This is a genomic window from Pallidibacillus pasinlerensis (assembly GCF_009996845.1).
Lineage (GTDB): Bacteria > Bacillota > Bacilli > Bacillales > Caldibacillaceae > Pallidibacillus > Pallidibacillus pasinlerensis.
In genome coordinates this window covers 69333-95160 of sequence record NZ_JAACYS010000003.1, presented here as the reverse complement: position 1 = coordinate 95160, position 25828 = coordinate 69333, and the positions used below count along the sequence as shown (strand labels likewise).

The 25828-nt window shown below is 33.5% G+C and carries 19 protein-coding genes, 1 other RNA gene and 4 pseudogenes; 4 read left to right on the top strand and 20 right to left on the bottom strand.

The genetic code is table 11. From position 1 onward, the window contains the following. Positions 1-119 precede the first annotated feature (119 nt). Positions 120-1688 (bottom strand): annotated as a pseudogene (locus GW534_RS01455) (IS3 family transposase). Between the two features lie 190 nt (positions 1689-1878). On the opposite strand from GW534_RS01455, the gene GW534_RS16750 reads away from it, so the two are divergent. Genes GW534_RS16750 through GW534_RS01445 form a run of 3 tightly spaced genes read left to right on the top strand, consistent with a single transcriptional unit; the run spans position 1879 to position 3933 of the window. After that, the gene (locus GW534_RS16750) at positions 1879-2757 is read left to right on the top strand and encodes a histidine kinase dimerization/phospho-acceptor domain-containing protein (RefSeq protein ID WP_312854613.1); all 879 of its coding nucleotides are present in this window, start codon (positions 1879-1881) and stop codon (positions 2755-2757) included. Between the two features lies 1 nt (position 2758). Next, entirely contained in the window at positions 2759-3250 is a 492-nt protein-coding gene (locus tag GW534_RS16745; protein ID WP_312854612.1) for a sensor histidine kinase, read from the top strand. A gap of 5 nt (positions 3251-3255) precedes the next feature. After that, a complete protein-coding gene (locus GW534_RS01445; RefSeq protein ID WP_161919270.1) occupies positions 3256-3933 on the top strand; it encodes a response regulator transcription factor in 678 nt (225 codons plus the stop codon). An 87-nt stretch (positions 3934-4020) separates the two neighbouring features. On the opposite strand, the gene GW534_RS01440 is transcribed toward GW534_RS01445, so the two are convergent. The 11 genes and pseudogenes from GW534_RS01440 to GW534_RS16630 form a co-directional block, all read right to left on the bottom strand. Continuing rightward, on the bottom strand, positions 4021-4638 hold the full coding sequence (locus GW534_RS01440) for a YdhK family protein (RefSeq protein ID WP_161919269.1): 618 nt from the start codon (positions 4636-4638) through the stop codon (positions 4021-4023). A 299-nt stretch (positions 4639-4937) separates the two neighbouring features. Next, positions 4938-5723: a ZIP family metal transporter gene (locus GW534_RS01435; protein WP_312854615.1), complete on the bottom strand. Its 786-nt coding sequence runs from the start codon at positions 5721-5723 to the stop codon at positions 4938-4940. A 518-nt stretch (positions 5724-6241) separates the two neighbouring features. After that, positions 6242-6490 (bottom strand): annotated as a pseudogene (locus GW534_RS01430) (5'-3' exonuclease); the annotation flags it as partial. 145 nt (positions 6491-6635) lie between these two features. After that, complete coding sequence (locus tag GW534_RS01425) at positions 6636-10283, bottom strand: dynamin family protein (RefSeq protein WP_161919266.1); 3648 nt, start codon at positions 10281-10283, stop codon at positions 6636-6638. 818 nt (positions 10284-11101) lie between these two features. Further along, positions 11102-11968, bottom strand: a pseudogene (locus GW534_RS01420) (UPF0236 family transposase-like protein); the annotation flags it as partial. A gap of 238 nt (positions 11969-12206) precedes the next feature. Continuing rightward, positions 12207-12394: pseudogene (locus tag GW534_RS01415) on the bottom strand (helix-turn-helix transcriptional regulator). Next, the gene (locus GW534_RS01410; protein WP_161919264.1) at positions 12384-12719 is read right to left on the bottom strand and encodes a hypothetical protein; all 336 of its coding nucleotides are present in this window, start codon (positions 12717-12719) and stop codon (positions 12384-12386) included. Before GW534_RS01410 ends, GW534_RS01415 begins: the two are co-directional and overlap by 11 nt. 223 nt (positions 12720-12942) lie before the next feature. Further along, entirely contained in the window at positions 12943-14211 is a 1269-nt protein-coding gene (locus GW534_RS01405) for a hypothetical protein (protein ID WP_161919263.1), read from the bottom strand. Positions 14212-14335: 124 nt separating this feature from the next. Further along, the gene (locus GW534_RS01400; RefSeq protein WP_161919262.1) at positions 14336-14740 is read right to left on the bottom strand and encodes a protein rep; all 405 of its coding nucleotides are present in this window, start codon (positions 14738-14740) and stop codon (positions 14336-14338) included. Further along, entirely contained in the window at positions 14682-15140 is a 459-nt protein-coding gene (locus tag GW534_RS01395) for a UPF0236 family transposase-like protein (RefSeq protein ID WP_246203833.1), read from the bottom strand. The genes GW534_RS01400 and GW534_RS01395 overlap by 59 nt, the downstream gene beginning before the upstream one ends. Positions 15141-15352: 212 nt before the next feature. After that, positions 15353-15484 carry a hypothetical protein gene (locus GW534_RS16630; RefSeq protein WP_281351941.1) on the bottom strand — a complete coding sequence of 44 codons (132 nt, stop codon included), beginning with the start codon at positions 15482-15484 and terminating at the stop codon, positions 15353-15355. Positions 15485-15695: 211 nt separating this feature from the next. Here GW534_RS16630 and GW534_RS01390 point away from each other — a divergent pair, with 211 nt between their 5' ends. Further along, complete coding sequence (locus tag GW534_RS01390; RefSeq protein ID WP_161919261.1) at positions 15696-16919, top strand: EAL and HDOD domain-containing protein; 1224 nt, start codon at positions 15696-15698, stop codon at positions 16917-16919. A gap of 70 nt (positions 16920-16989) precedes the next feature. Here the strand turns inward: GW534_RS01390 and GW534_RS01385 are convergent, their stop codons facing one another. The 8 genes from GW534_RS01385 to GW534_RS01350 form a co-directional block, all read right to left on the bottom strand. Then, positions 16990-18507 carry a carboxypeptidase M32 gene (locus tag GW534_RS01385; protein ID WP_161919260.1) on the bottom strand — a complete coding sequence of 506 codons (1518 nt, stop codon included), beginning with the start codon at positions 18505-18507 and terminating at the stop codon, positions 16990-16992. A 109-nt stretch (positions 18508-18616) separates the two neighbouring features. Continuing rightward, entirely contained in the window at positions 18617-18799 is a 183-nt protein-coding gene (locus tag GW534_RS01380) for a hypothetical protein (protein ID WP_161919259.1), read from the bottom strand. 306 nt (positions 18800-19105) lie between these two features. Continuing rightward, complete coding sequence (locus GW534_RS01375; protein WP_161919258.1) at positions 19106-20248, bottom strand: THUMP domain-containing class I SAM-dependent RNA methyltransferase; 1143 nt, start codon at positions 20246-20248, stop codon at positions 19106-19108. Positions 20249-20366: 118 nt separating this feature from the next. Next, an RNA gene (gene rnpB / locus GW534_RS01370) (RNase P RNA component class B) lies at positions 20367-20761 on the bottom strand. Positions 20762-20836: 75 nt separating this feature from the next. Continuing rightward, positions 20837-21157, bottom strand: coding sequence for a cell division regulator GpsB (gene gpsB / locus GW534_RS01365; protein WP_407670426.1), 321 nt, complete (start codon positions 21155-21157; stop codon positions 20837-20839). Positions 21158-21389: 232 nt separating this feature from the next. Further along, positions 21390-21785, bottom strand: a complete 396-nt coding sequence (locus tag GW534_RS16875) for a CotD family spore coat protein (protein ID WP_407670425.1) — start codon at positions 21783-21785, stop codon at positions 21390-21392. 423 nt (positions 21786-22208) lie between these two features. Continuing rightward, positions 22209-23492 (bottom strand): ribonuclease H-like domain-containing protein, encoded by a 1284-nt coding sequence (locus GW534_RS01355; RefSeq protein WP_407670424.1) that lies wholly within the window; start codon positions 23490-23492, stop codon positions 22209-22211. 1 nt (position 23493) lies between these two features. After that, on the bottom strand, positions 23494-25773 hold the full coding sequence (locus GW534_RS01350; RefSeq protein WP_161919257.1) for a DEAD/DEAH box helicase: 2280 nt from the start codon (positions 25771-25773) through the stop codon (positions 23494-23496). Positions 25774-25828: the final 55 nt, after the last annotated feature.

The following is a 25828-nucleotide window of genomic DNA, read 5'->3' as shown; positions in this document are numbered from 1 at the left end:
TAAAAGATTCCTCAAATCTCAAGTTCAATCAAGCTACCGCGCTTCGCTTGCTGGCCTGTTGATTTTAGTCGAAAGGAAAAGCATTCTTTCAACTAAAATCAACAGGGTAATAAAGAAGATCACGATTTCCTTGATTCCTTATTTTTTCCTTCATCTCGCATTGGATTGAGTGCCACCTTTTTAATTGGTTTCCAGTTCCTTGTACTCCTTGCCCAACGTTCTGGGTGTTTAGCCTTTGCAGTTTCGTATACTTCTTGTCGCTTTTCCAATATAGCTATGTGTTCTCCTGCATGACACTGTGATGGTGTCACAAATTTCAACCCACTATGCAGGTGAATTTCGTTATACCAATAAATAAATTGCTGTGCCCATTCCCTTGCCTCTACAAGTGACGCAAAGCCTTTGTGTGGGTAATCCGGTCGATATTTGAGTGTTCGAAACATCGCTTCTGAATATGGATTATCATTACTTACACGTGGTCTTGAAAAAGAGCTTTGGATGCACAACTTCTCTAGTAAACTTAGAAAAGTCTCAGCTTTCATCGGGCTACCATTATCTGAATGCAATACAAGTGGTGCACCTTTAATTTTTTCATTGATAACTGCTTTCTTCACAAGCGTTTCAGCGTGTTTAGCCTCTTCTGTTTCCCAAACTTCCCAGCCAACTGCTTTTCTACTAAATAGATCAATAATTAAGTAGAGTCGATAATATAATCCCTTCACAGGTCCAGGTAGCCATGTAATATCCCATGTCCACACTTTATTTGGCGATGTCGCTAAGTGACTTTCTGGAATTCTTTTCTCTGGTTTTTGGCTACGTCCACGATGATGTTGCATTTTTTCCTCACGTAATACTCGATAAAATGTAGATTCAGATGCAATATAAGTTCCGTTGTCTGCGAGTTTTGGAACTATTTGTGTCGGTGGTAAATCAACGTATTCTTCCTGTTTAACAACCCTTAATATTTCCGTTTTTTCTTCCTCCGATAACTTATTTTTAGGGACGGGTCTTTTCGCTAGTGGACGCTGATCAACTTTTACATCTCCATCTTCCACCCAGCGTTGATACGTACGAACACTGATATGAAGCTCCTCACAAGCCTTCTCCAATCGCGCACCATTTCGATTGGCTTCCTGGATGAGTTCAACTGCTAATGCGCGATCTGACGGGCTGATCATTCTTCCTCGGGGTCCCCCCAAATCGCTTGGGCCTTTTTTCGCAAAAGTAATAATGCCGCAGCTTCAGCCAGTGCCTTTTCCTTCTTTTGGAGTTCCTTTTCTAATTGCTTGGCACGCTTTTGTTCTTCCTTCAATGCTCCATTTATCTGTTTAGCTTGATCAAACGCCTGACCGTTTGCCTGGAGGCAAACACGTTTCCATGCATCAATTTGTTCTCGATAGAGCCCTTTTTTACGACAATACTCGGCCAGTTCCAATTCGTTCATTGAAAATGTCTCCATCACAACTAAAAACTTGTCTTCACTATTCCATTTGTCGCTTGTGCGTCCATTGCCAGGTGCTATCCCACCAGCCTCACGGGCTTCTTTACGCCACTTGTACAATGACGCATCTGAGATGCCCATTTCTTCTGCAATTTGTGATACAGATTCATTATTTGGAGGCATTTATGCGCTTGACCACGGCCTCTTTTTGTTCTTTCGTATATCGTACTCCATGTTTCCTTGTCATATCGATCAACCTCCGTGTTAGTTACTTAACTATACACTAAAGTATCGTACGACATCTATCCTAACAGAGAGGGTTATTAAAATTTGAATATAAAAGGTAAAAGAAAGCACCACTAGATTTCCCTTCTCCACAAATTCTCCACATTTTTTTGTATAATTATAGATATCTCCAGTTAAAATTAGGTGAAAAAATGAAAAAACTTTCTGTAAAATTGGGTATTATGTTTTTTATAATCTTTTTTGGATTAAGTACACTTATGTTTTTCTTTCTACATGAAGGAATAGTCGAATCTAGAGTAAACGAAGAACTAAGTTCACTCTTAGCAAGAGGGAATTCTCATAGTTCCGTGTTAGCCAAAAGCTTTGATAACGAAACTCTTTCTCATGTAGTATTAATGGAATCTGAATCAAAAACTGACATTGTCGTTACCAATAAACAAGGAAATGTACTTGGTTCTTCTGATCAACTCCAATTATTTGAAAAATATTTAAGTGAACATTCTAATTCTAATATCCCAAAAGAAGGAAAAGTCATAGAAGATAATTGGGAAAAAGAACCATATATTGTTACAATCAGCCCTATCATTAATAAAAATGAAATTTCAGGATTTGTTTATATGTTTCAAAACACGACATCTATTCATTCACTCATTCAAAAATTAAATGAACATTTTATACTTACTGGATGGATTTCTGTAATCTTAACAATTATTATTATCATATTTTTGTCAAGAGGAATTATAAAACCATTAATCAAAATGAAAGAAGCTACTCACCAAATTAGTAAAGGGGATTTTACTGTAACACTACCTGTAAATTCTAATGACGAACTCGGAGAATTAGCCCATTCCATTCAAAAATTAGCAATAGATTTAAACTACTTAAAGAAAGAACGCAATGAATTTTTAGCAAGTATCTCACATGAACTTCGAACCCCAATCACCTATATAAAAGGGTATGCTGATATCTTGCGAAAGCGTAATGTAACAGAAGAAGAAAGAATAAAATACTTATCAACGATTGTAGATGAAACCAATCATTTAAATGAATTAATAAAAAAAACTGTTTGATTTGGCTAAGATTGACAAGAATTCTTTTGCTATTCATAAAGAAACGATTGAATTAAATTCTTTCCTTCAAAGAATAGAACTAAAACTTGAACATGCTTTCAAAGATAGAAATATTAAATTTAATGTCTCATGTCAAAACAATTTATTCTTTAAAGCTGATCCTTTAATGCTAGAACAAATTCTTGTAAATCTTCTAGATAACGCTATGAAATACTCCCATGTAGGTGCTGAACTTGAGTTAAAGGCATGGAGAGAGAAAAATAAGATTCATATTTTAATAAAGGATAATGGAAAAGGAATTCCTAAAAAAGATCTCCCCTATATTTTCAACCGGTTTTACCGTGTTGATAAATCACGAACAAGGTCTCTAGGCGGTTCAGGGCTTGGGCTTGCTATAGTAAAAGAACTAGTACATGCTCATCATGCTGATATTTTTGTTAAAAGTAAAGAAAACGTTGGAACAGAATTTGAACTTGTTTTCCAAGGAGAATGATAATCATGAAAACGATTTTGATAATCGATGATGAACCAGTCATGCTTGATTTATTGAGTCTATATTTATCGCCTTTAGGCTATCGATGTATAAAAGTTGATTCAGGATTAAAAGGAATCAAATACTTGGAAGAAAATAATGTTGACTTAATTTTATTGGATATTATGATGCCTGAAATGGACGGTTGGGAAACCTGTAAAAAAATAAGAAAACATTGGGATACACCAATCATAATGCTTACTGCAAGAGATGCGAAGGAAGATATAGTAAAGGGTTTAAAAGGCGGTGCAGATGATTACATTTCAAAACCATTTGATGAAGAAGAGCTTGTTGCAAGAATTGAAGCTGTATTACGCAGACAGAAAAATAATCATGGAGTAATCCAGTTTAATGGACTTAGTTTAGACCAAGATGCGTTCCAGCTACAATTTAAAGGAATAAATATAAACTTAACTCCAAAAGAGTTTGGACTAATTACTCTATTTCTTACTAATCAAAATATAGTATTTACAAGAGAGCATTTAATCACTTCCATTTGGGGGTATGAGGTATCGACTGAAGATCGAACGATTGATTCTCACATCAGAAATCTACGTAAAAAATTGAGAAAAGTAGGTTTTCCAGCAGAAAAATATTTACAAACGGTTTGGGGTGTTGGGTATAAGTGGAATAGTCATGAATAAATAAGTTATAGGTATTATAAGAAAAACACATATATAAAGGGGATTGACCTTTTGTCAATCCCCTTTATAAATAACTCGAAATTTTATTTATTCTACAGGCGATAGTTCGTCTTCCGTGACCCACATATGATTAGTTATCTTTTCCCCTGTTTCTTTATCTGTGTAATCCACCATATAAACCGTAGTTTGATTAGCTGTATCTATAGTTGCAGTTGCTCCATCCATTCCTTTCATATGTTCAGCATTTAAAACCACTTGATCGCCCGGTTTATATGATTCTTCACTCGGATTCTCAATTTCTTCGTGAACTACCCATTTATGATCTTCTACTGGTTCACCACCGGTTGTTGGGGTATATGTAACCGAATAGACTGTGGTATCAAAAGCACCCGAAACTGTTGCTTCTGCACCATTCATTCCAGCCATATGATCAGCATGAAGAATCACTTTACTACCAACAGGATATGTTGGATTTTCTGCCTCTGTTAAACCTTGGGGAACTTCTCCACCTGAGTGATTCATCTCTGAATGATCCATTTCTCCCGTAGAATCTGATTCTTCTTCACTATTATTTACGTTTTCTTGAGTTTCTGTTTCATTATCAGCATTTTCGTTTTGAGATGGTTCACCGCCGTTTGCACAAGCAGATAATAAGAATATCAATAGCATTGAAGATATCCCTAATACAACTTTTTGCTTTTTCATTATTATCACCCTTTCCAACATACTTATAGTCAAAGTCAAAATTATCAATAGTTTGTGCAGAATTTGTGCAAATATTATAGTACCTTTTTCCTAATTTTAGAATTTGCTGGAATCAATTTAAATTTATATCAACATCTCAAACTTCGCACCAAAATACAAAAATCAAATTAAACAATTGAATTATGGCTTTCCTAATTATATCAGGGCTTATTTGGCGATATCAGTCTGTGAAGTTTGAGTAATTAAGCATTCAATCATTTTTTGAAAAGAGCTATAAAATGATATATGCAGTAACCAATTTAACCTAATGCCACATCGAGAATCATCATCAATACAAAACCAACCATTAAACTCATAGAAGCGAGATCTTTATTGCCTTTTTCTTGTGAGCTTGGAATTACTTCTTCTATAACAACAAATATCATTGCTCCAGCAGCAAAGCTCAATGCATAAGGTAATAATGGTTCAATAAATGCAACTGCAAATGCACCAATGACCGCAGCTATCGGTTCAACCATACCTGAAAATTGTCCATAGAAAAAACTCTTTCTTCGAGACATTCCTTCTCCCCTTAATGGCATGGAAACAGCAACGCCTTCTGGAAAATTTTGAATACCAATTCCTAGTGCCAAAGTTAAAGCACTAGCTAAAGTTGCTTCAGTACCTCCATTTGCAAGTGCGCCGAAAGCAATTCCGACAGCTAACCCCTCTGGAATATTATGAAGGGTAATGGCAAGAACTAACAGGGTACTTCTTTTTCTTTCTTTTGGATAAATTCCTTCCGCTTCGCTAATAGGGGTATTGGGATGAAGATGAGGTAAAATTTTATCAATTCCCCATAAAAAAATCCCCCCTAATAAAAATCCAAATGCTGCTGGAAACCAATTTCCTATGGAGTTGTCCTCAGACATTTCAATAGCTGGAGCAAGTAAGGACCAAAAGCTGGCAGCAATCATCACACCTCCAGCAAATCCTAACATACTATCTAATAATCGTTTGTTTATTGTTTTTGTTGCAAATACAAGTGATGCACCTAATGCAGTCATTCCCCATGTAAATAATGTAGCTATAAATGCCTGTATTATTGGATTTAATTATTGGATTTAATTTTTGAAAAAAATCAACTAAATCAATCATAAAAGAGGACTCCTTTTAATAATTTTACATAAATTAAATTTAACCCAAAATGTTTACCATAGGAAAAATTTTAATTCTTATCAAAATGACAGCCAATCATTTAAATCCCATTATTACAATACTTATTGTTGGAAGAAAACGCGCCATTTAGCAAGTTGTATTATGACTACGCCCTACACAAAGGAAACTTCTAATAGTTTATTCGCTTTAGTATCAATTTATTTAAGGTCATACAATTTTAAGCCTGATTCAAAAAATATATTGCACATAACAATTTTGTCTGATTAAAAAAACAACCTCTTTTCGAATAAAGAGGTTGTTCATATATTAGAAGTGTATAAACTACATTATATTACTGTTGAAAAGTCATCTTCGAAACAAATATTGATATATAAATCCCAAGCAAACTTGGGAATAATTCAATTACATTATTGATATTAATATTTTGTTAATATTCCCATCTAAAATTGGGTATATAATCTTCATACATTTCATTGCGAAATGTTTTACTTCCCATATCCCAACAAACGGCTAAATGAGTTGGTTTAAAGTGATTTACAGCTGTAAACATATGTCGTAAAAAGCCATTCACACCGTTTGTTGGAATACCTTCATCATTATACATAAATTGTCCCGAAACACTTGTTGCATAAAAGGCCCGGAACAATAACGCCATGCCATCAACTAACAAAAGCTTTGATTGATTATTCGTCAAATTGTCACCTCATTGTTGGTATTCTCGGTTGTTTTCCATTATTTTTTCAAATGCTTTTCTATTCTATCATAAAAACAAGTACATAACTAAAGGAAGACTAATTTAATTATTTCCAATTCTCTATCCCTGTAAATGTAAAATATTTTTACATATTTTCTAATTGTTGTAAGTTTTGCTTTAAAAGATCAATATCAATTTTATTTTCTAAAACGGACATCCAACCAGCAAATTGTTCTTCTAATTGTTGTTGTAGGTCATTTACTAGGCGATTAAAACCAGATGATAACATTGAATCAATAACTGGCTGTAACGTGTTTTCGCCTTTTTGTAAATAATCAGCTATAGGTTCTTTTAAACGTTTTTGGATGGCTTCTTCCATTTGTTTTCGTTCATTTTTTTCGAAAAATGTTTTCGTATTTTTAAACATACCTAACTCTTTAGTAAAGAAATCCATCGGTAAAGTTTTCAGTTCGTTTTCGAAATCGGGTGTTTCAATTTTTTCATTTTCAAATACAGTAAAGGTTAAGTTCTCATTAATCTTGTTAATTTGTGAAATTAAAGAATCACGTAAACTAGCTAATTCCTTATTAACAAAGTTTTCCATTCGAATTGTTGTCGCACGCAGTTCTTGAGTTAAATCGAAGCCGATGGAAGCTAATAGTTCTTTCATTGCTGGACGTAATGCCTGTTTCGCTTCACTGCTAGACCCTTTTATCGTTGCAGGGTTAAATGATTCCTTAAAGAAATCAGAAAAACGTAAACCATTTCGTTGGTTAATATAGTAAACGAGTTCTTTTAATTCTTGGGTAATTTGCTCCTTGATAACATCAAGTGAAATATTATCGATTATCTTTTGAACTTTTTGTTTTTGTTCATTATACTGCTTTAATTTTTGTTCCTTTTCATTAATATCTGAACTTGCCGATTCAACGAGTACTTTTACTCGATCAATTGCGTGTTTCCATTCTGTTTCCGCAGCATTGATCGCCATTTCCTTCAATTCACCTGTAATAAAGTGATAGAACGATTCTTCAAATTCAGGGAAATTTGATTCAAGACGTTCTCCTGTTAGTTTTTCTTTTAATGCGTTTAAGCTGGAAACAGGATATAGGTTTGCATTTCGAATACCAAATTGCACCAATTGATGGTCGATATAATTTAAAACATCTTCTAATTCTTCTTCATTATTTGCCAAATCAACTGCATTGACGATAAAGAACATTTTATCTAATGCAAATTGATCTTTAACCCGACCTAACTGAATTAAAAATTCACGGTCCGCTTTAGAAAAGGCATGGTTATAGTAAGTAACAAAAATAATCGCATCTGCATTTTTAATGTATTCAAATGAAACACCCGTATGTCTTGCGTTTATCGAGTCTGCTCCAGGTGTATCTACTAACGTAATCCCTTTATCCGTTACTGGTGATTTATAATAAAAATTAATCCATTCAACAAAACAGGACTTGTCCTCTTCTGCAACAAATTGTTGGAACTCTTTTTTCGATACGGTAATTTCATCACCAAGTTGAGTTTCAAAGTTGCGATACCCTTTTCTAAAAGCCTTTAGAAAAGATAAATGCATTTGGTTTCGTTCTTCTACTGCCCCATCCATCGTTTTTTCTGCTAATTCGTACGCTTCTTCTAGGGAACTAGCTTTCAAATTAAAATGCTGAAGTGCCTCGTTTAAATCGTCTAATAACATTTGTTTATTTTTGAGTTTAACAATCCCTGTTTCATGTGAATGTTCGTCATCTGCTGGTAAGATTCGATTAATCGATGCTGTTGTCGGATTTGGTGAAACTGGTAATATTTTTTCACCCATTAACGCATTAGCAAAGGACGATTTTCCAGCACTAAAGGCTCCAAACAACGCTACAGTAAATTGTTGATTTTTTAGTCTTTTTGCTCGCTCAACTAAAGTTTCAGCAACTTTTTCCATTGTTGGTGTATTTTTTAATATTTGTGCCCCTTCAATCAATTTCATTATTGTTTTTTCGTGTTGATTTGCCTCAACTTCCCGTGATTTATTTACCTTTTTTCGTCTTTCAATTTTAGGCTGTTGATCCTTTTCTGTTATACCTTCTGTGTGAATAAAAGTGTCAAAATCCACAACAATTTCATTTTCATTATTAAAAATTTGTTGTAAATCTTCACGGACTGAATCGGTTATTTCTTCTTGTTGCTCCATTAAATGGAGTAAATGATTTTTTACTTGTTGATAATTTTCATTTAATTCTTGTAAACGATTGTCGGCTTGTATAAAACGTTCTATTTTTTCTTTTTTGCTTTCTAATTCATTTAACTGATCTGCTGACGCTTCTAGAATATGTGATTTCATCACTTCAAAAAACTCATCAACCATTCTTCTTGTAAAAACTTTCACTTGATTTGCTACATCATTCGTATAGTTAAGCACCGATTGTCCGGTAACAAGGGCACCTTGCTTTACAGAATTTGCCAGCATATCTTCTGATATATTTATACTAATTGTTTGGATTTTATTTTCTAAAGAACGATCAATAATTTCATACTTTTTCATGAAATTCAATAACATCGTTTTTAAATGCCAAACGATTTGTGTATTTGTGTTTTCTCGTAGTGCATTTTGAAAGGTTTGTAAAATTTCCTTTCTTTTTTCTTCCGTTTTTTTCTTCGCAAATAAAAAGCCAACTTTAAAATCCTTTTGTAACGATTCCAAATATTGTTTTGCTAACTCTCGTGTTTCTGCTGGCATTAAATATGCATTTTTTAATATAGTTTCTAATTCATCGTCCTTCTCTTTTTCAAAAGTAGTCACGATGTCCGTTAGTTTGTTAATTTCTTTCGTAATCTCAGTAAATTCATTATGTAAATTATTTCGTTGTTCATCACTTAAAGAGTGTACAATTTTGTTTAATTGTTCTATTTCCTCTTCTTGATCTTCTGCAATTTTTTGTAAATGTTCGTCCATTAATAAATTTAATGAAGCATCAACACTGTTTACCTCAACGCTGGAAAAAATTTCAACTAACTTCTCCTTTAGCTGAGGAAAATTATTATGCGGATGATTAAAATCTTTTAAACTAGTATAAAAAATCCCCTTCGGATAAATTGACCAAGCAGCAAATGATTCGATTACTGATTGTTTAAACGTTTCCATTGGAATTTCATGTTCTTGATGTTTATCGATCATATTAACAATTAAATACACATCTTTACCAAAGTTTTGCATTTCTTTCGTAAATAGGAAGTTTTCTTCTGCCTGTACATGGTTATAATCCATTACATAAAAAACAGCATCTGCTAAATGCATAGCCGACTCTGTTGCTAATTTGTGAGCTTGATCCGTAGAATCAATACCAGGTGTATCCATAATTACTGCGCCCTTTGGCAAGTTTCCATTCGGTAGTTCAATTTCAATCGAATGAATCATTTCTCCATCTTTAAATAAATCTTTAATTTTATTTAAATCAAATGGAGCAGGATGATATATTGCTCGTCCATCTTGAAGGTTAAATTTAGCGTAATGTTTTGTACCAAATTTAATTTTCACAAGATTAGCACTTGTTGGTATCGGACTTGTTGGTAGAATATTTTCCCCAGAAAGTGTATTAATCATCGTTGACTTACCTGCAGAAAAATGTCCACAAAAGACAACATTAATTTCACCTGACAATTCTTTTCTCAGTAAATCTTTTACCTTCTCTGCTCGAATATTATCTTGTTGTTGTTCATAGTAGGTGAAAAATTGATAAAGTTTTTGTAAGTTAATAGACTCTGATTTTGTTATATCCACCAATTGTTGTTTCATCTTTATACCCCTTTGTTTCAAACAATTATATGTACTATTGTAAATGATTTATTAAAATTTTCCTAATAAATACTTTTATAATAAACTAGTTTTTGAAGTGAAAGAAAATAGTTCACTGACTTACGACTTGTTAAATTATTTTTTTTAAATATAAAAAAGATGCCCGTAAGAAAGCATCTTAAAAACCGCTTTTTATTCCTCATTTGGAGATTTTACTTCATTTTTATGATATTGAACATCAATTATAATCGGATGTAATCTCAAAGAACCACATTCGTGGCATATATGTTGTTCAACATGAATTGTGCAACAATTTTCACAGTAGTAAAACATCATTCCATCACTCTCTTCTTAATTTTTCTTTCGAGTGTTTTAAACTTAATACTTGATATTGTTAAATTTAGATAAGTAGTATGTTATAAATTTGGTTTATTATATGAGTGAAAAAAGAATGATGTGCATTGTTCATATCCGTTTATGTATATGAGTAAAGGTTTTACTCAAACAAAAGAATCATTTTACATTGAATTAATTTTGCCTTAATTCGTATCCCCCTTCCGTAGTAAATTACCACCTTCGCAATCTAGATCAAATTCATATGAAAAACCCAAAGGTAAGAAATCATTTCGATTTAACTTAACTTTGGGTTTTTAAAAAATTTCCGTGAATTATGTATAATTATACAAACAGTGATAAAAAATTCAAATAATATGTACTTAAAGTTTGAGTCAAGTATTTATAGGCAGTTTTTTAACACCTTACATTTGAAAGCGGATTCAAACTCTTAGGATACTCTCTTGGTAAGAATTTTGCCTTTTTTAAAAGCCAGACAACTCTTTTAATGCTTTGTAAACTGGTATGTTAGCTTTTCTTTTTAGATATAGAACATTGTCTCTAGTGGCTTCACCAATTGTGCTCGTAACTTTTTCTTTATAGTATCTTGGGGGGTTCTTTTCCACCTTTGTTTCAGTCCATTTTTCGATCCTGCCAAATAGTGTTTTTAAGGTCAATTTATCCAAGTAAGCTACCAAACCAGTGAACATGGCACTTACACCTTTATCCACCCAACTACGGCCATTTTTAAGTCTTTTGGCAAATACACTCATGGTTCCTTCTGCACTACCCATCGGACGCATTCCTGTTGTATCTATACCCTGTTCTTTAAGCCAGTTACGATAATCTCCCAAGGCTTCTGGATATTTCTCTAATTGGCGAATAAATGCTTCTAGACGTTCCTCTTGCTCATCATCCTCTAGCGTTCCGACTGCACTGTTAAGCTCTGTAAGCAATTTCTCATAATCATATGATGCAAGCGCCTTACGAATTGGACGATAACGTGGGTGATGACGGAACAAACTTCGAATCTCCCGTGCCACATGGAAACGATCAAGCGAAAAGAATGCACGATCTTTGAAATAGTCACGACAAGTTGTAATCCAATTTGCACCATCTCCATTTATTACCAACTTATGAATGGTTGGATCATACTCAAAGTTTTCGATGAGAAAGTCCTCAAACGCCTCCCAAAATGGCTGGTTCCCTTCATGTACGAAATGGCGTTTATTCTTCAGTCTTACTCGTTTCCCATTGACTTCCCAGCCTTGATGAACTGCGGCTATTTTCTCTTCTTTTCCCTTTTTTCGTTTACCTTGACGTTTTACAAACAAACCATCGACCTCTACAAATAATACAGGTTGATGTACATGACGCTACGCTGAAAAATCTCCACCCTTTCCCCCTTGATTTTTTTATTTTGTCCGTTGCTGAAAGTGTGCCGATAGCTACACTCAGCAAGACACTAAAATTTAGTCGCTATCGCCTTGCAAATTTTAACGGACAAAACCACTCAAAATAAAAAAGATACAAGAGGAATTCTCTCGTATCTTTAATGCGACAATCGCGCCCTATTCTGGAAGAAACAAGCTATGGATTGAAAACGTCATCAACTGTGGTATTGAGTACTCTCCTATTTTAAATGCCAGTTGTAGAGTAGGGTCATATCGGTCATTTTCAATAGCATTAATTGTTTGCCTTGATACATTGCATTTCTTTGCCAGTTGATCTTGTGTAAACCCTTTATGCTTGCGATGTTCTAAAATTTTATTTCTCATTGCTGCTCATCCGACGGCTATAAATCCAGTAATATACAAAATAGCTAATAACCGCAATCAACAAATAAAGTAATTCTGGATAGACAAACAGAATCAATACTAACCGCTCATCATTTAGATTAAATAAATCAAAGACAAAGTTAATAACGAAAAACATAAAGAGTAATAACCAACTGCTTACAATCGCTTTTTGTTTAATCAATTGTGAACGCTCATCATCCTTTGTTTTTACCCCACCATATTCATCTGTACCAGTAACCCAACCGATAATAAAGAAAATAATTAAGCCCACTAAAAGTGGCACGACTGCTCTAATTAAATCCAAAGTAATCACCTCTTAATAATGTCAAAAGTTCTTTCCATTTAACCTTAAAGGAAAGTTTCGTCTGTGTCAAAAGGTTTTTACATTTGGAGTACGAATCACGCCACAATCTGGCCCGACAATGGCAAGTTGGGCGCTAATCTTATTCCTGATTAGCACCCGATTGTTGAATTAGAAGAGCATAGTGAGAAGTCTCAATTTTTAAAGTGAGTAAATATTATTTATATTACAATTCATTTAATTCAACAACTTCCCCATTATTCGCCCTTACTGCATATTGGCAATCTAACTTTCCACATAATACATAGTAACCTTGCTCAAAATCATATACATAATATGGTGTCAGCTCAATCAATTCTTTTATTTTCTCAAACGCTTCCTCTTTTGTAATCTTTATTTTTTCTGCTTCTTTTAATTCCATATACGTTTCTAAAAATGGCTTATTATCCATGTAATTCAATACTTCATAAGTATCTGAGTCAATAAATAGCGTCATTTTCCTTTTAAATACACGCTCATTCTGTTCCTTTTTCTTTAATGTTGCATGGATGTATCCCTTATCTCGATATAGAGACTTTAATGCCCATTTTCCTGAATCGTTCGTGTATTCTTGACTTAAAAATTTCCGAATGGTACTGACACACTTTTTAATTTCTTCCTCTGTGATTGGTCGCAAATCTGGATGTGACTCACACTGAAATGCTTGGTCAGGTGTTACATTTTCAATTAGTGATAGTATATTACTTTGGAAAGGTTTTTGAATATTATCATTCCACTCTATCACTTTGTCCATTTGCAAAGGAAACTTATCATCTACAAAAAATTCAAAAGGCAAGGTAGAGGAACAATCATTTTTAATATAAATCTCCTCGATTGCAAATGCTGGAACGAGTTTTTTTTGTTCAATGACTGGAAACTCAATTAACTTCAATTGTTCCTTAGCTAACTCTTCAACTTGTTCAATGGAAAGCAAATATTTTTCTTGATTTATAAGTTTTTTAGTGGGAAACTGTCCATATACAGAAAATAAGGTGAGTCTACCTTCTTGATCCAGTTTAAATTCAATATAACCTGACGGAGAAACTGCTACCCCATTGATACATTCCTTGAAATGAAGCTCTCTTTCTTCTTCCTTCCAGAACTCAAACTGCCTTCCGTAGGTCAGACCAGTTTCTTTTTCAATCCACTTAATGATTTCACCCCTATTATTCAAATCAAAAGTCATACCATCAACAGTTGATATTCCCTCACTAAAAATCACATGCTTTGTCTTTCTTGAATGGATGTCTATCTCAATAGACACTGTCCCTTCTGGATTATAGGTTTCATCATCCCAATTTTTAATATGATTTGGAAACCATTCCATGCTTAGGCTATAAATAGTATCTTTGAAAATTGTTGTACTTCGGTTGATATCAAATGTATGTACATAATATTCGTGTAAGCAGTACTTTTCCTTTGTAAAATTAATTAACTCTTTTATTCTCTTATCCATCTAAATCTCCTTATATTTAAGGTATTATGTATAACATCTTCTACTTGTCAATATTATTTTATCTGTATGTGGGCTAATGTCATTTTACCATACCCTTCCTAAATTAAATGGTCCGATTGTTGAACTACTCTTTAATAAAATAATTTTTCCGTTCCCAATTCCACATTGCAATAATAGAAAAGCCATCTTCATCTGCTTTTTCTTCATCATCTGTATGTATTAAATCGCCATCTTCTGCGTCATCAAGATTTAATTCCTTATGAATTTCTTTTAATAAACCACCATATGAAATTAATCTTTTTCGATAAAGTCCTTCCTCCAAATCAGCTAAACGCTGCAGATTTCTTTCTTCATCATCAGTCATAAAATCTGTATCTTTTACTGGATATTTTGCAGTTTCATCAATTGCTGATTTTATATCTGATTTCCCCTTATTTTTTGGTTTAATTGCTCTAACATCAACAACTGGATCATAAACGCTTTTTTGGAATACTCGAAACTTGTAATAAGTGTTGACGGATTGCCTCATGACTAATAACCCGATAGCCTAAAAGGGTTTCTAACGTACTGGCTGCTTTTCGATAGGAAGGTCCCTGAACAGCTAATTCAATAGCTACCTCCTCAATCAATGGGCTAAAAGAACCTGCATCCTCAAACTCTAAATAACGATCAAGGAGAAAAACATATTCCCCTGTCTCCCGGTCACGGTAATAATTACGATTTAATTCAATCTCTCCGAAGAGACTAGTTATATGATATTTTCTTTTATCAATGAGTCGATAGCGTTTTTTATCTCGTTCTTCTGCAATCTGTTGATCCATATCCTCCAAAATATTTTTCATAACGCTGGAGAAGGTATCTTGTAATTGCCTCCAAACCATTTGCTCAATTTCTTTTAAATTTGGATATTTTGTGATATTCTTTTCCATGAGGGATACTCCTTTCTCGGTAATGGTTGTTTTGGTTGACTATCATTCTACCAAGGAGTACCCTCTTTTTCATTATATCTGCTTTTTTCCTACCGCGCTTCCGCTTGCTTGCCCCTTCATTTAGTGAACTCACTACGTTCGTTCACTAAATGAAGGGGATAAAATTTATTCCGCCCACAATAATTTTACTCATACGTACTTAAAAATCTTATTTAAATCATATTTGAAAATAAAGCTATAACCGCGCCAATTAAAGCTCCGATTAAAGGAATTGATACATAAAACAAGCGTTTATTTATCTCTCTTTTACGCACCATTTCCTCTGGTGTCAAAAATCTAGACATTTTTCTCCCCCTAAACTTTTTTCAAACATAATTTTTTTATCAGAACCTATTATCATTTTATCATTCGACAACATTCGATAATACACGACTTTTTGACTATTTTTTAAAAAATAGTACAAAACTGCTAAATTATTTACAAAAATATAACTTTTATTGACAAAATTTTTGCTAAAATATATTTTTAGAGAATAACTTAGGAGGAAGAATTTGGATGGAGGTTTTTATTGCTAGACAGCCAATTTATGATCGTAGAAATAAAATTATTGGTTACGAGCTTTTGTTTCGTAACAATCAAATAAATAATAAAGCTATGTTAAATAATGATTCTGCAACAGCAGAAGTACTAATAAACAGTTTTGTAAATTTTGATTTTAAAGAGCTAACAAATAATACTTACGGATTCATAAATTTTACAGAAAAGTTTTTACTGGAAGGCGTGCCGGAAGCATTTTCTCCTACTCAAATAGTGATTGAACTATTAGAAGATATAAAACCAACGGATGCTATTCTCCGTGCTTGTAAATATTATAAAAATAAAGGATATAAAATTGCCCTTGATGATTTCCAAATGGATTTGTCAAAACGAGAAACAATTAAAATTATGACATTTATAGATATTATTAAAGTTGATTTTCAAAATACAGATTTGAAAACCCTAAAGCAAATATTAAAATTGAAAAACTTCTTTCCTATTAAACTATTAGCAGAGAAAATAGAAACGTATGAAGAGTATCAACAATGTTATAAAGAAGGATTTGATTATTTTCAAGGCTATTATTTCCAAAAACCAGTTATACTATCAACTCAAGAAATTCCAATTTCATTTTTTTCATACATGCAAATAATTAAAGAAATGAATAAACCAGAACCAGAAATAAAATTATTAACTGAAATTATTGAAAAAGATTTATCCTTATCACATCAATTATTGAAACTTATTAATCGAAATTATAAAAAGGAATTCGAAATTCAATCAATCCAGCAAGCCATTGTTCGCCTAGGATTAGTTGAATTTCAAAGATGGATTTATATTTTATCATTACGAGAATTAAAAAAGATTGACGAATTAACGAATGAACTTATCCAAAATAGCTTGGTCCGAGGAAAGTTTTGTGAGTTATTTGCAAAAAGTTTGTTCCAAAGAGAGAATTCAAACTCTTATTTTCTTTTAGGAATGTTTTCTCAAATTGATGGGATTCTTAACCGTCCGATGGAAGAAATATTAAAGGAACTTCCATTACAAAAGGAAATTACTGCAGCTTTATTAGGAAATGACAATCATTTTCGTGAAGTGTTAAATATTATCATCGCAATTGAACATGCTGATTGGGACAATTTAAATGAACTCGAACAAAAATTTGAAATTGAAAATGAAAACATCTTCTCAATTTATATGGAAGCGATTCGTTGGGCAAAAAGTTTCACTGAGCAGTAATTATGTTTGTTTACAAAAAAAGGAATCTACATTAGATAAAATTGTCTAATTGTAGATTCCTATTATTTTTTTAAAACTGATAAATATCACGATATTTCTCTTGTAAATAATCAATTAAATAGCGTGCGTTTAACCCTTCTCCCGTAGCTTCTTGTAAAATTTCTAATGGTTTTTTCATTTTTCCATATTGGTGAACTTTTTCGTTAAACCATTTTTTAATTTCCTCTAGTTTTCCTTCAGCGAGTAATTCATCAAAGTTTGGAAGGTCTTTTAATAATGCATTTTTAAATTGAGCTGCATAAATATAACCTAATGCATAGGAAGGGAAATATCCAAACGCGCCACTAGCCCAATGTACATCTTGCAGAACACCGACGCCATCGTGATCAGGTTCAACACCTAGATATTCTTTGTATTTCTCATTCCAAATTGCAGGTAAATCTTTTATTTCAATCTCATCATTAAAAAGCCCTTTTTCAATTTCATAACGGATAATAATATGTAATGGATAGGTGACTTCATCTGCTTCAATGCGAATTAAACTAGGACGCACTTCATTAATCGCATAATAAAAGTCATCTAGCGGAACTTTATCAAATTGATCGTTTGCATATTTTTTCAATAAATCATAGTTTTTCTTCCAAAAGTTTTTGTTTCGACCGACAAAAATTTCATTAAACAATGATTGGGATTCATGAATTCCCATAGATGTCCCGCCAGCTAATGGTGTTCCAGCAAGATCTTTTGAAACATTTTGTTCATATAGAGCATGTCCACCTTCATGCATCGCTCCAAAAACAGCTATTCGAAAATCTTGTTCATCATACTTATTCGTTATCCGTGCATCCCCTTGGTTAATCGTTATTTGGAACGGATGAACAGATTCATCTAAGCGACCAGCATCAAAGTCGTAACCCATCTGTTTTAAAATTTCAATGCTTAAAGCCTCTTGATTAGCTTTTGGGATATGTTCATTAATGAAAGATGTGTCAACTCTTCTGTCTGACTTTTCGATTTTTTGAAGCAAATCTACAATCCCGTCACGCACATCACGAAAAACGTTATCTAATATATCTACCGTCATACCTGGTTCATATATATCAAGTAACGTATTGTATTTATTTTCTTCATATCCCCAATATTCAACAAAACGTTTATTTGTTGCAACAAGTTCTTCTAAATACGGTCGAAACATGTCAAAATCAGCTTTTTCTTTCGCCTCTTCCCACACAGATTCCGCTTTTGTCTGTAACGTTACGTAAGCCTGATACTCATCAATTGGGATTTTTTTCATGCGGTCAAAACTTTTTTTGCAATCTAACGCTGTTTTTAATGCAATCTCAGAAATATGTTCTTTATTTTTTTCATCTAATAATTGATTCAAATAACCTTCCATTTCTTCAGAAGTTTCCATTTTAAATACTTCTGATGATAATAAGCCAATTACTTCCGAACGTCCTTCAACCCCCTTTTTCGGTGCACCTGTCCGAAGATCCCAATACATTAAGTTTAACGCCTCTTCATAGGCAGTTATTTTTTTTACATAATTTAAAAAATCGGTTTCTAACTGTTGTATATTTGTCGTCATAACTTTCCCCCCTAAATTTTAATAAATTTATTATAACTTTACTTTTTTTCTTAGTAAATTTTTACCTACTAAAATAAAAAAGGAGGCCGTCATTAAGATAGCCTCCATTCTATTGATGTGTCCTAAAAATTGGAGCAGATAAATTGAAATTTATTGCTTGTTGTATATTTTGTTCTGCCTCTTTTAATGATTGAATAGCTTCTTGTGCAGATTCATCATTTTGTAAATGTTCGTATGCAGTTTCAATCGCTTTTAACATTTGGTCAAAATTCATACGATTATCTCTATACATATTCCACCCCTTCCTTAAATTTGATAATAAATATTATAGTCATGAAAAATGGAAATATTCCTTTATTTTACATATTCTACAAAAATCATTATTTTACCTTTTTGTAACAGAATATTCCGAAAAAATACTTTAAGACTATCCATTAAATGCAAAGAGTAACGATGTATTATCCATCTATATCTGTTACGGACGATTTCGCCGGTAACTCGATATCAAATCAACTCTTTTGTTGGACAGCCTTTTTATTTATGAACATTATATTTTAACTCTATATTTATAGTTATTACATTACATTTTTGTGTTAATTTATTCGAAATTTTTCGGTGGTCGAGGACCCCAATATTGGTAATAATCCGTTTTTATAAAACCGTTGAACAGCTTTCGTTTTTTTGTAGCTTTTTTACCGTAAAGTTCTTCAAATCCTTCATGGGAAGTAATTATATAAATTGACCACGTATCTAACCTTTGAAATGCCTGTCCCATTTCTCGGTATAAATTTTCAACTGCTTCCCTTTCGCTAAGTCTCTCTCCGTATGGCGGATTACCGACTAACACCCCATATTTTAAATCTGTATGAAAATCAGTTGCCTGCATTTGTTTAAATTGGATTAAATCAGCCAGACCTGCTTCCAATGCATTTGCTTTAGCAATGTTAACCATTTTATGATCGATATCAGATCCGAAAATGGTTAGCTCTTGGTCATAATTAGCTAAATCTTCGGCTTCATTGCGAGCTTCATCCCATACCGATTCCTTCATCCAGTGCCACTTTTCACTTATGAAATCTCGGTTAAAACCAGGGGCTATGTTTTGACCAATTAATGCTGCCTCAATCGGGATTGTTCCCGAGCCACAAAATGGATCGACAAATGGTTTGTCTGGTGTCCAATTCGTAAGAAGAACTAAGGCTGCTGCTAAAGTTTCTTTTATTGGTGCACCACCTTGTGAAATCCTGTACCCGCGCCTGTGTAAACCTTCCCCACTAGTATCAATAGTTAATGTCACCTTATTTTTCAAAATGGAAACTTCGATTGGCACTTTTGGTCCTTTTTCTTCAAACCAGCTTACATGTTTATATTTTGATTTTAATCGTTCAACGATAGCTTTTTTCACAATTGCTTGACAATCTGGTACACTATGTAATGTTGATTTTACTGATTTTCCGGATACAGGAAATTCACTATGTTCATTTAAAAATTGTTCCCAAGGAAGTTTTTTTGTACCTTCAAATAATTCGTCAAATGTCCTGGCTTTAAATTCACCCACAATAATTTTTACTCGATCTGCCGTTCGTAACCAAAGATTACTGCGAGCAATAGCCGATTCATCGCCTCTATATATAATTTTTCCATTATCAACTTGACATTCGTAACCTAAGTTTCGTACTTCTTTTGCAACAACCGATTCAATTCCCATTGGTGCTGTTGCTAGTATTTTATATTTTGACATCATTTCACCTCTAGTAAAAACATTATTCATATTGTAAACAAAATAAGGCTGTCTCATAACGGAAGATCCGTAATTTATGAGACAGCCTCATGAAAAAGTTTTCATACCGTTAATAACGTTCTGTAAGCCATGTTCTGTTCCTTCGTACTACATACGACTTTCGTCTCGTACTCCGGCGGTAATCATCTATCTGCAAGAGTATTAAACCCTTGCCTTTCCCTTAGGTTCATTTCCCCAGGAAAAGTTCCCCTACCATAATTTGGGTTTCTCGCTCGTGGGGTTTACCTCGTTCCACCCTTGGAATTTCTTCCAAGGCTCCGTCACTGTGGCACTTTCAAGGTACTGGCACCATATCCAATTGGACTTAGGTGCGTTCCCTGCCGTCAGTCCAGTCGAAACCAGACTGCCCTGGCTTATTGTTTCGCCAGGCACGATCACTACGAGCATCTCAGCACCGTGCGAGCATGGACTTTCCTCAGCGCTTCAAATGAAGCACCGCGATTACCCGAACGTTATTAACGCCTGACACTATGTAAGTATAAACAAACAACAGGAATATTTCAATGGTTAATTATTCTATTTTAAAAGTTAGTCTTGCAATTTATTCCCAAAAACATGTTTTTCTAAATTGCTTAATCGTTTTAATATATCAAAGTTTGTAGCTCCTGTTGGCTGAGCTGGTTGTTTGCGTGCTTCTTCTAATTGTTTTTTAAGCTTTTGATTTTCTAATTGCAATTCTTCAATATATTTAGTAAAGATTTCATAATCTTTAATGATTATGTCTAAATATTGATCTACTTCTTCTTGATTATAACCCCGCATACTCGTCTTGAATTCTTTTTCAAGAATGTCTTTTGCAGTTAATTGAATATTATTTGGTAGCAAAGTTAACACCCCGATCTTGTTCATTAATAATATTTTTTCAAAAATATGAAGATTTGTCAATTTTACCAATATGTCGAATACCCTTATGTAAGTAATAATCTGTTCACTAAATCACACTTGCAATCCATATTATACATTATACAATTAAAAAAGTAATATATATTTTTCACAAATTAAATTTTATAATATATAAAATCTTTAGGTCCTGTACCTATTTATGATACAGGACCATTGTTTATTCCAATAATTCAAATTTTTAGCAACCACAAAATGGTTTCATTGGACGTGGACAGCCACAATTTACATGTTGATGACTTACTTCATTTACACACGATTCTGTGTGTGGACAATAGTGCTCATGAATAAACTTGTGTTTATTTACCGTTGTTGTATGTGATGGATGAATGTGAGGGACAATAGTAGTGAATTGATTAGTATTTACAAATTGCTTTGTTGGTGATACGACAGGTGGTGCAACATTAGGTGGAAACACATTTACTGGGCTAGTAGCAATTGGGCCAAAACCAGGGCCTGGTCCGAAACCTGGTCCAAAGCCAGTTGTCGGTGCCATTCCTGGACCAAAACCTGTCTGTTGCATCATTCCTTGTTGATTACCCATCGGTGGCATTTGATTGCACGAAAATGCTGGCATACATTAACTCCCCTTTCAATCATTAGAATAGATTATACACTAATAACCTATGAAATATCGGGGATACATGTACTAATGAAAACACCTATTTTGCATATTGTCCACCTATTTCTTATAATAAAAGAAGCATTTCATCTTGGAAAATTGAAAATACTAACATTACAGCAATAATAATCGTGAAAAATAAATACAGTAAGGCACGATGCATATTAAATCACTACCTTCGTTATTTCATTATAAACAAATTCAATTGTAATAAGAAAGCCTAGCTTATGCAATCCTCATATCTATAAAAAATCAGCCATTTCTCCCAATTTTTGTCGAAACGGCTAATAAAAGTGTTCTTTTTGTAGGATTTTGCGCTTGCCAGGGAAATTTTTTGAACTTTTGGAAATATCCATTGCAGTTATACCTAATAATAATTTAATCTAATGAGGAATTATAAGATTTCTTTTGGATTTTTTCTTGTAAGCGACCGATACGTTTTTGTAAATCTTCCTGCAAATTTTCTGGAAATGTATTACTTATCTTTTTAATTCTTTTTAATTCATATAATCCTTCTCTTGCCACATTAATTGCATCTTGGAAACTTTTCCGCTTATGTTCTAGGTACTTAGCCAACTCAATTGTTGATTTAACTTTAACAATTCCTCTACCCTCGTCAATAATTTCTTTCCAAAGCGGTAGCGAATGTTCAATTTGTTTTTGTTTTTTATATTGCATAGCAAGATCATATTTAGCCTGCCATGATTCTTTCCCGTCAAAATTATCAAGAGCTTGTTCGTAAAGTTTAATTGCCTGTTTAGATTGATTTAATGATGAGAACCATTTACCAACTTGTATTTGTTCTGTTTTCGATTGTTCCCGATCAAGTCCTAACAGTTGAAATGAAATATGCGTATATAAAGCGATTAAGGAAAGGACATCATCTTCATTATGTTCCATAATCTTCATAATACCGTCTACATTTTTCGTTTCCACAAAGTCAAAATAAATCATCGGTGCAAGAAACCCCGGCACATCATCTTCTCGTTCAATGCCAAGAATTTCTTTTTCAACAATTGATAATTTTACAGATTCTAATTCCCCTTTCCAAAGACGACGAGATGCATGTAATAAATCAAAATGTCCGAACTGTGGTAATTTCGGTACATGTTCTCGGACAAGGGTATGACGTGTCTTCACTTGTGGCCAATCAAAGGCTTTTCCGTTATACGTTACAAGGGTGGTGTAATCGATTGATTTTAGGAAACTATCATATAATGGAATTTCTCCCCCAGGTTCAGGCAATAGATGTTGTTTTACGACAACCTCGTCATTTTCAAAATAAGCATAGCCGAGTAAAAATATCGTATTACCAACACCGCCACCTAATCCTGTTGTTTCTGTATCAAAGAAAAATAAATCAGTTGGTTGAAAGCCTTTCGTAGACAAAGGATGTTCAATATTCGTCTTTTGCCAAGCAGAAACAGCTGTTTTAAAGTCATTAAATGTATACTTTCCTCTTTTCGTATGAATAGGATATCTTTTTTTTCGAATTAAACAATACTCATTATCTAAAAAATAAGGAGATGTGTCAAAGCTTGCCCATTTTTCTAAATGAGGAATTTCGATATTTTGTTTAGGTTCCACTTGGTCCTTCGGTTCTTCTTGTGTCAAATATGACTCATACATTTTCAGTTTTGCTTTTAGTTTCAATTTTCTCACCTTACCCAGCCGTTTCTTCTATGAAATAATCCAATAAAAGGAGAGAATCGGATTTACCTGTATTTGACAAAACATCAGTACCGATACAAGATGGACAACCAGAATCACATGGACAAGAATAAATAACATGCTTTGTTTCAAGCAATATGTCATTTATTCTTGAATAAATTCCCTCACTTAAACCAACACCACCTGGATAGCGATCGTATAAAAAGATTGTTGGTTTTTCATTATGACTTGCTTTTACTTGGGGAACAACAAATATGTCTTTCGGGTCACACATGACATGCATCGGAACAATGTTTTTTAAGGCGTGCGTCAAACCTAGCAACCCTTCCTCTATCCGTTCCTCATTTAATTCAGTTAATTGATTTTTTAAAGAAATCCATGTCGCTGTCGTATGTAAAATTTGTTCCGGTAGATGAATTGGACCTGACCCAATATTTTCATGGGTTTCAAATTTAATTTTCTTAAAAATTGTCGCCATTGCTTGAACGGCAACATCACCATATTGAACAATTGTTTTTTCATATTCGGCTTCTTTATCTACTTCCAATACTTTTAATTGGACGGCAAGGTTTGCGTCAGTATAGTAGTCTACTTTCACTTCTCTCACAAAAGCTTTTTTCTCTTCCCAATCTAGTTTTTCAACTTGATACTGTGTTCCTTGATGAAGGTAAATTGCCTCATCATGGAGTAATGTCATTGCACTAAAAGTATCCATTTCACCAATCACTTTTACATTCGCTATATCTGATTGGTCAATAATAACGACATTTTCCTGTGCTGCCGAACGAAGACTAATATTATGCGCTGGGAACGAATCACTCATCCAATGATACTTATTTCCACTATAGATTAATACTTTTTGATCTAGTAAATAATCAAGAACATCTTCAACATCAATACCGCCAAATGTGTCCCCTTTCTTAAAAGGTAACTCATAAGCAGCACATTTAATATGGTCAACGAGTATAATTAAGTTATTTGGGTTAATCCTGGCTACTTCTGGAGATTGTTTAAAAAAGTATTCAGGATGATTGATTACATATTGATCAAGAGGTGTTGAACTAGCCACATATAAAATTAACGCTTCATCATTTCTTCTTCCAGCCCGTCCTGCTTGTTGCCAAGCACTAGCAATCGTGCCAGGATAACCGGTCATGATACACACTTGTAATTGGCCAATATCAACCCCTAATTCTAAGGCATTAGTTGAAACAACACCATATATTTCTCCATTTCGTAACCCTTTTTCAATTTCCCTTCGCTCCGTTGGTAAATATCCACCACGATAACCACGGATACCGTTTGCACCAATTTTATCTTTAACTAGCTCTTGTAAATACGTTAAAATAATTTCTACTCGAACTCGACTTCTTGCAAAAATAATCGTTTGAATTTTATTTTTCAAAAATTCACTGGCAAGTTTCCGTACCTCCAATGTAGCACTTCGCCTTATATTAAGTGGTTTATTTACAATCGGCGGATTATAAAAAACAAAATGTTTTTTTCCACTTGGTGCACCATTGTTGTCAATTAGATTTGTTTTTTCACCTGTTAATGTTTCTGCAAGTTCTTTCGGATTGGCAATTGTTGCCGATGTTGAAATAAACACAGGATTACTTCCATAGAACTCACATATTCTTTTTAATCTCCTAATAACGTTTGCAGTATGACTACCAAAAACCCCACGATAAATATGTAGTTCATCAATAATAACAAATTTAAGGTTTTCAAATAAGGATACCCACTTCGTATGGTGTGGTAAAATCCCAGAATGTAGCATATCTGGATTTGTTATAACTATAGAGCCTGCTTTTCGCACCTTTTGTCGAATATTTGCCGGTGTATCACCATCATATGTGTAACACTTCACATCTATTTCAGCTGTTTCAATTAGTTCGTTTAATTCACTTTTTTGATCATAACTAAGGGCTTTTGTTGGAAACATGTATAGAGCCCTTGCCTCACTATTTTCTAAAATCGTTTGTAAAACTGGTAAATTGTAACACAAAGTTTTTCCGCTGGCAGTCGGAGTTACAGCCGTAAAGTTTTCACCCTTCATTGCTATATCAAAAGCTTCACGTTGATGACTGTATAAAGAATTAATACCACGATTTATTAAAGCTTCTTTTAATTTTGGATGGAGGTTATCTGGAAACGGAACAAAATTTGCCTTCTTTCCTTCAATCGTTTCCCAATGGGTAATATTTTCATATATATTTTTATTTGCTTTCATCCAATCAATTAAATCTTGTAAATTTTGTTTTCCAAGCATATTTTTCACCTAATATATGTTCTATTATTCTTAATTGCTATTATAACGAATATGT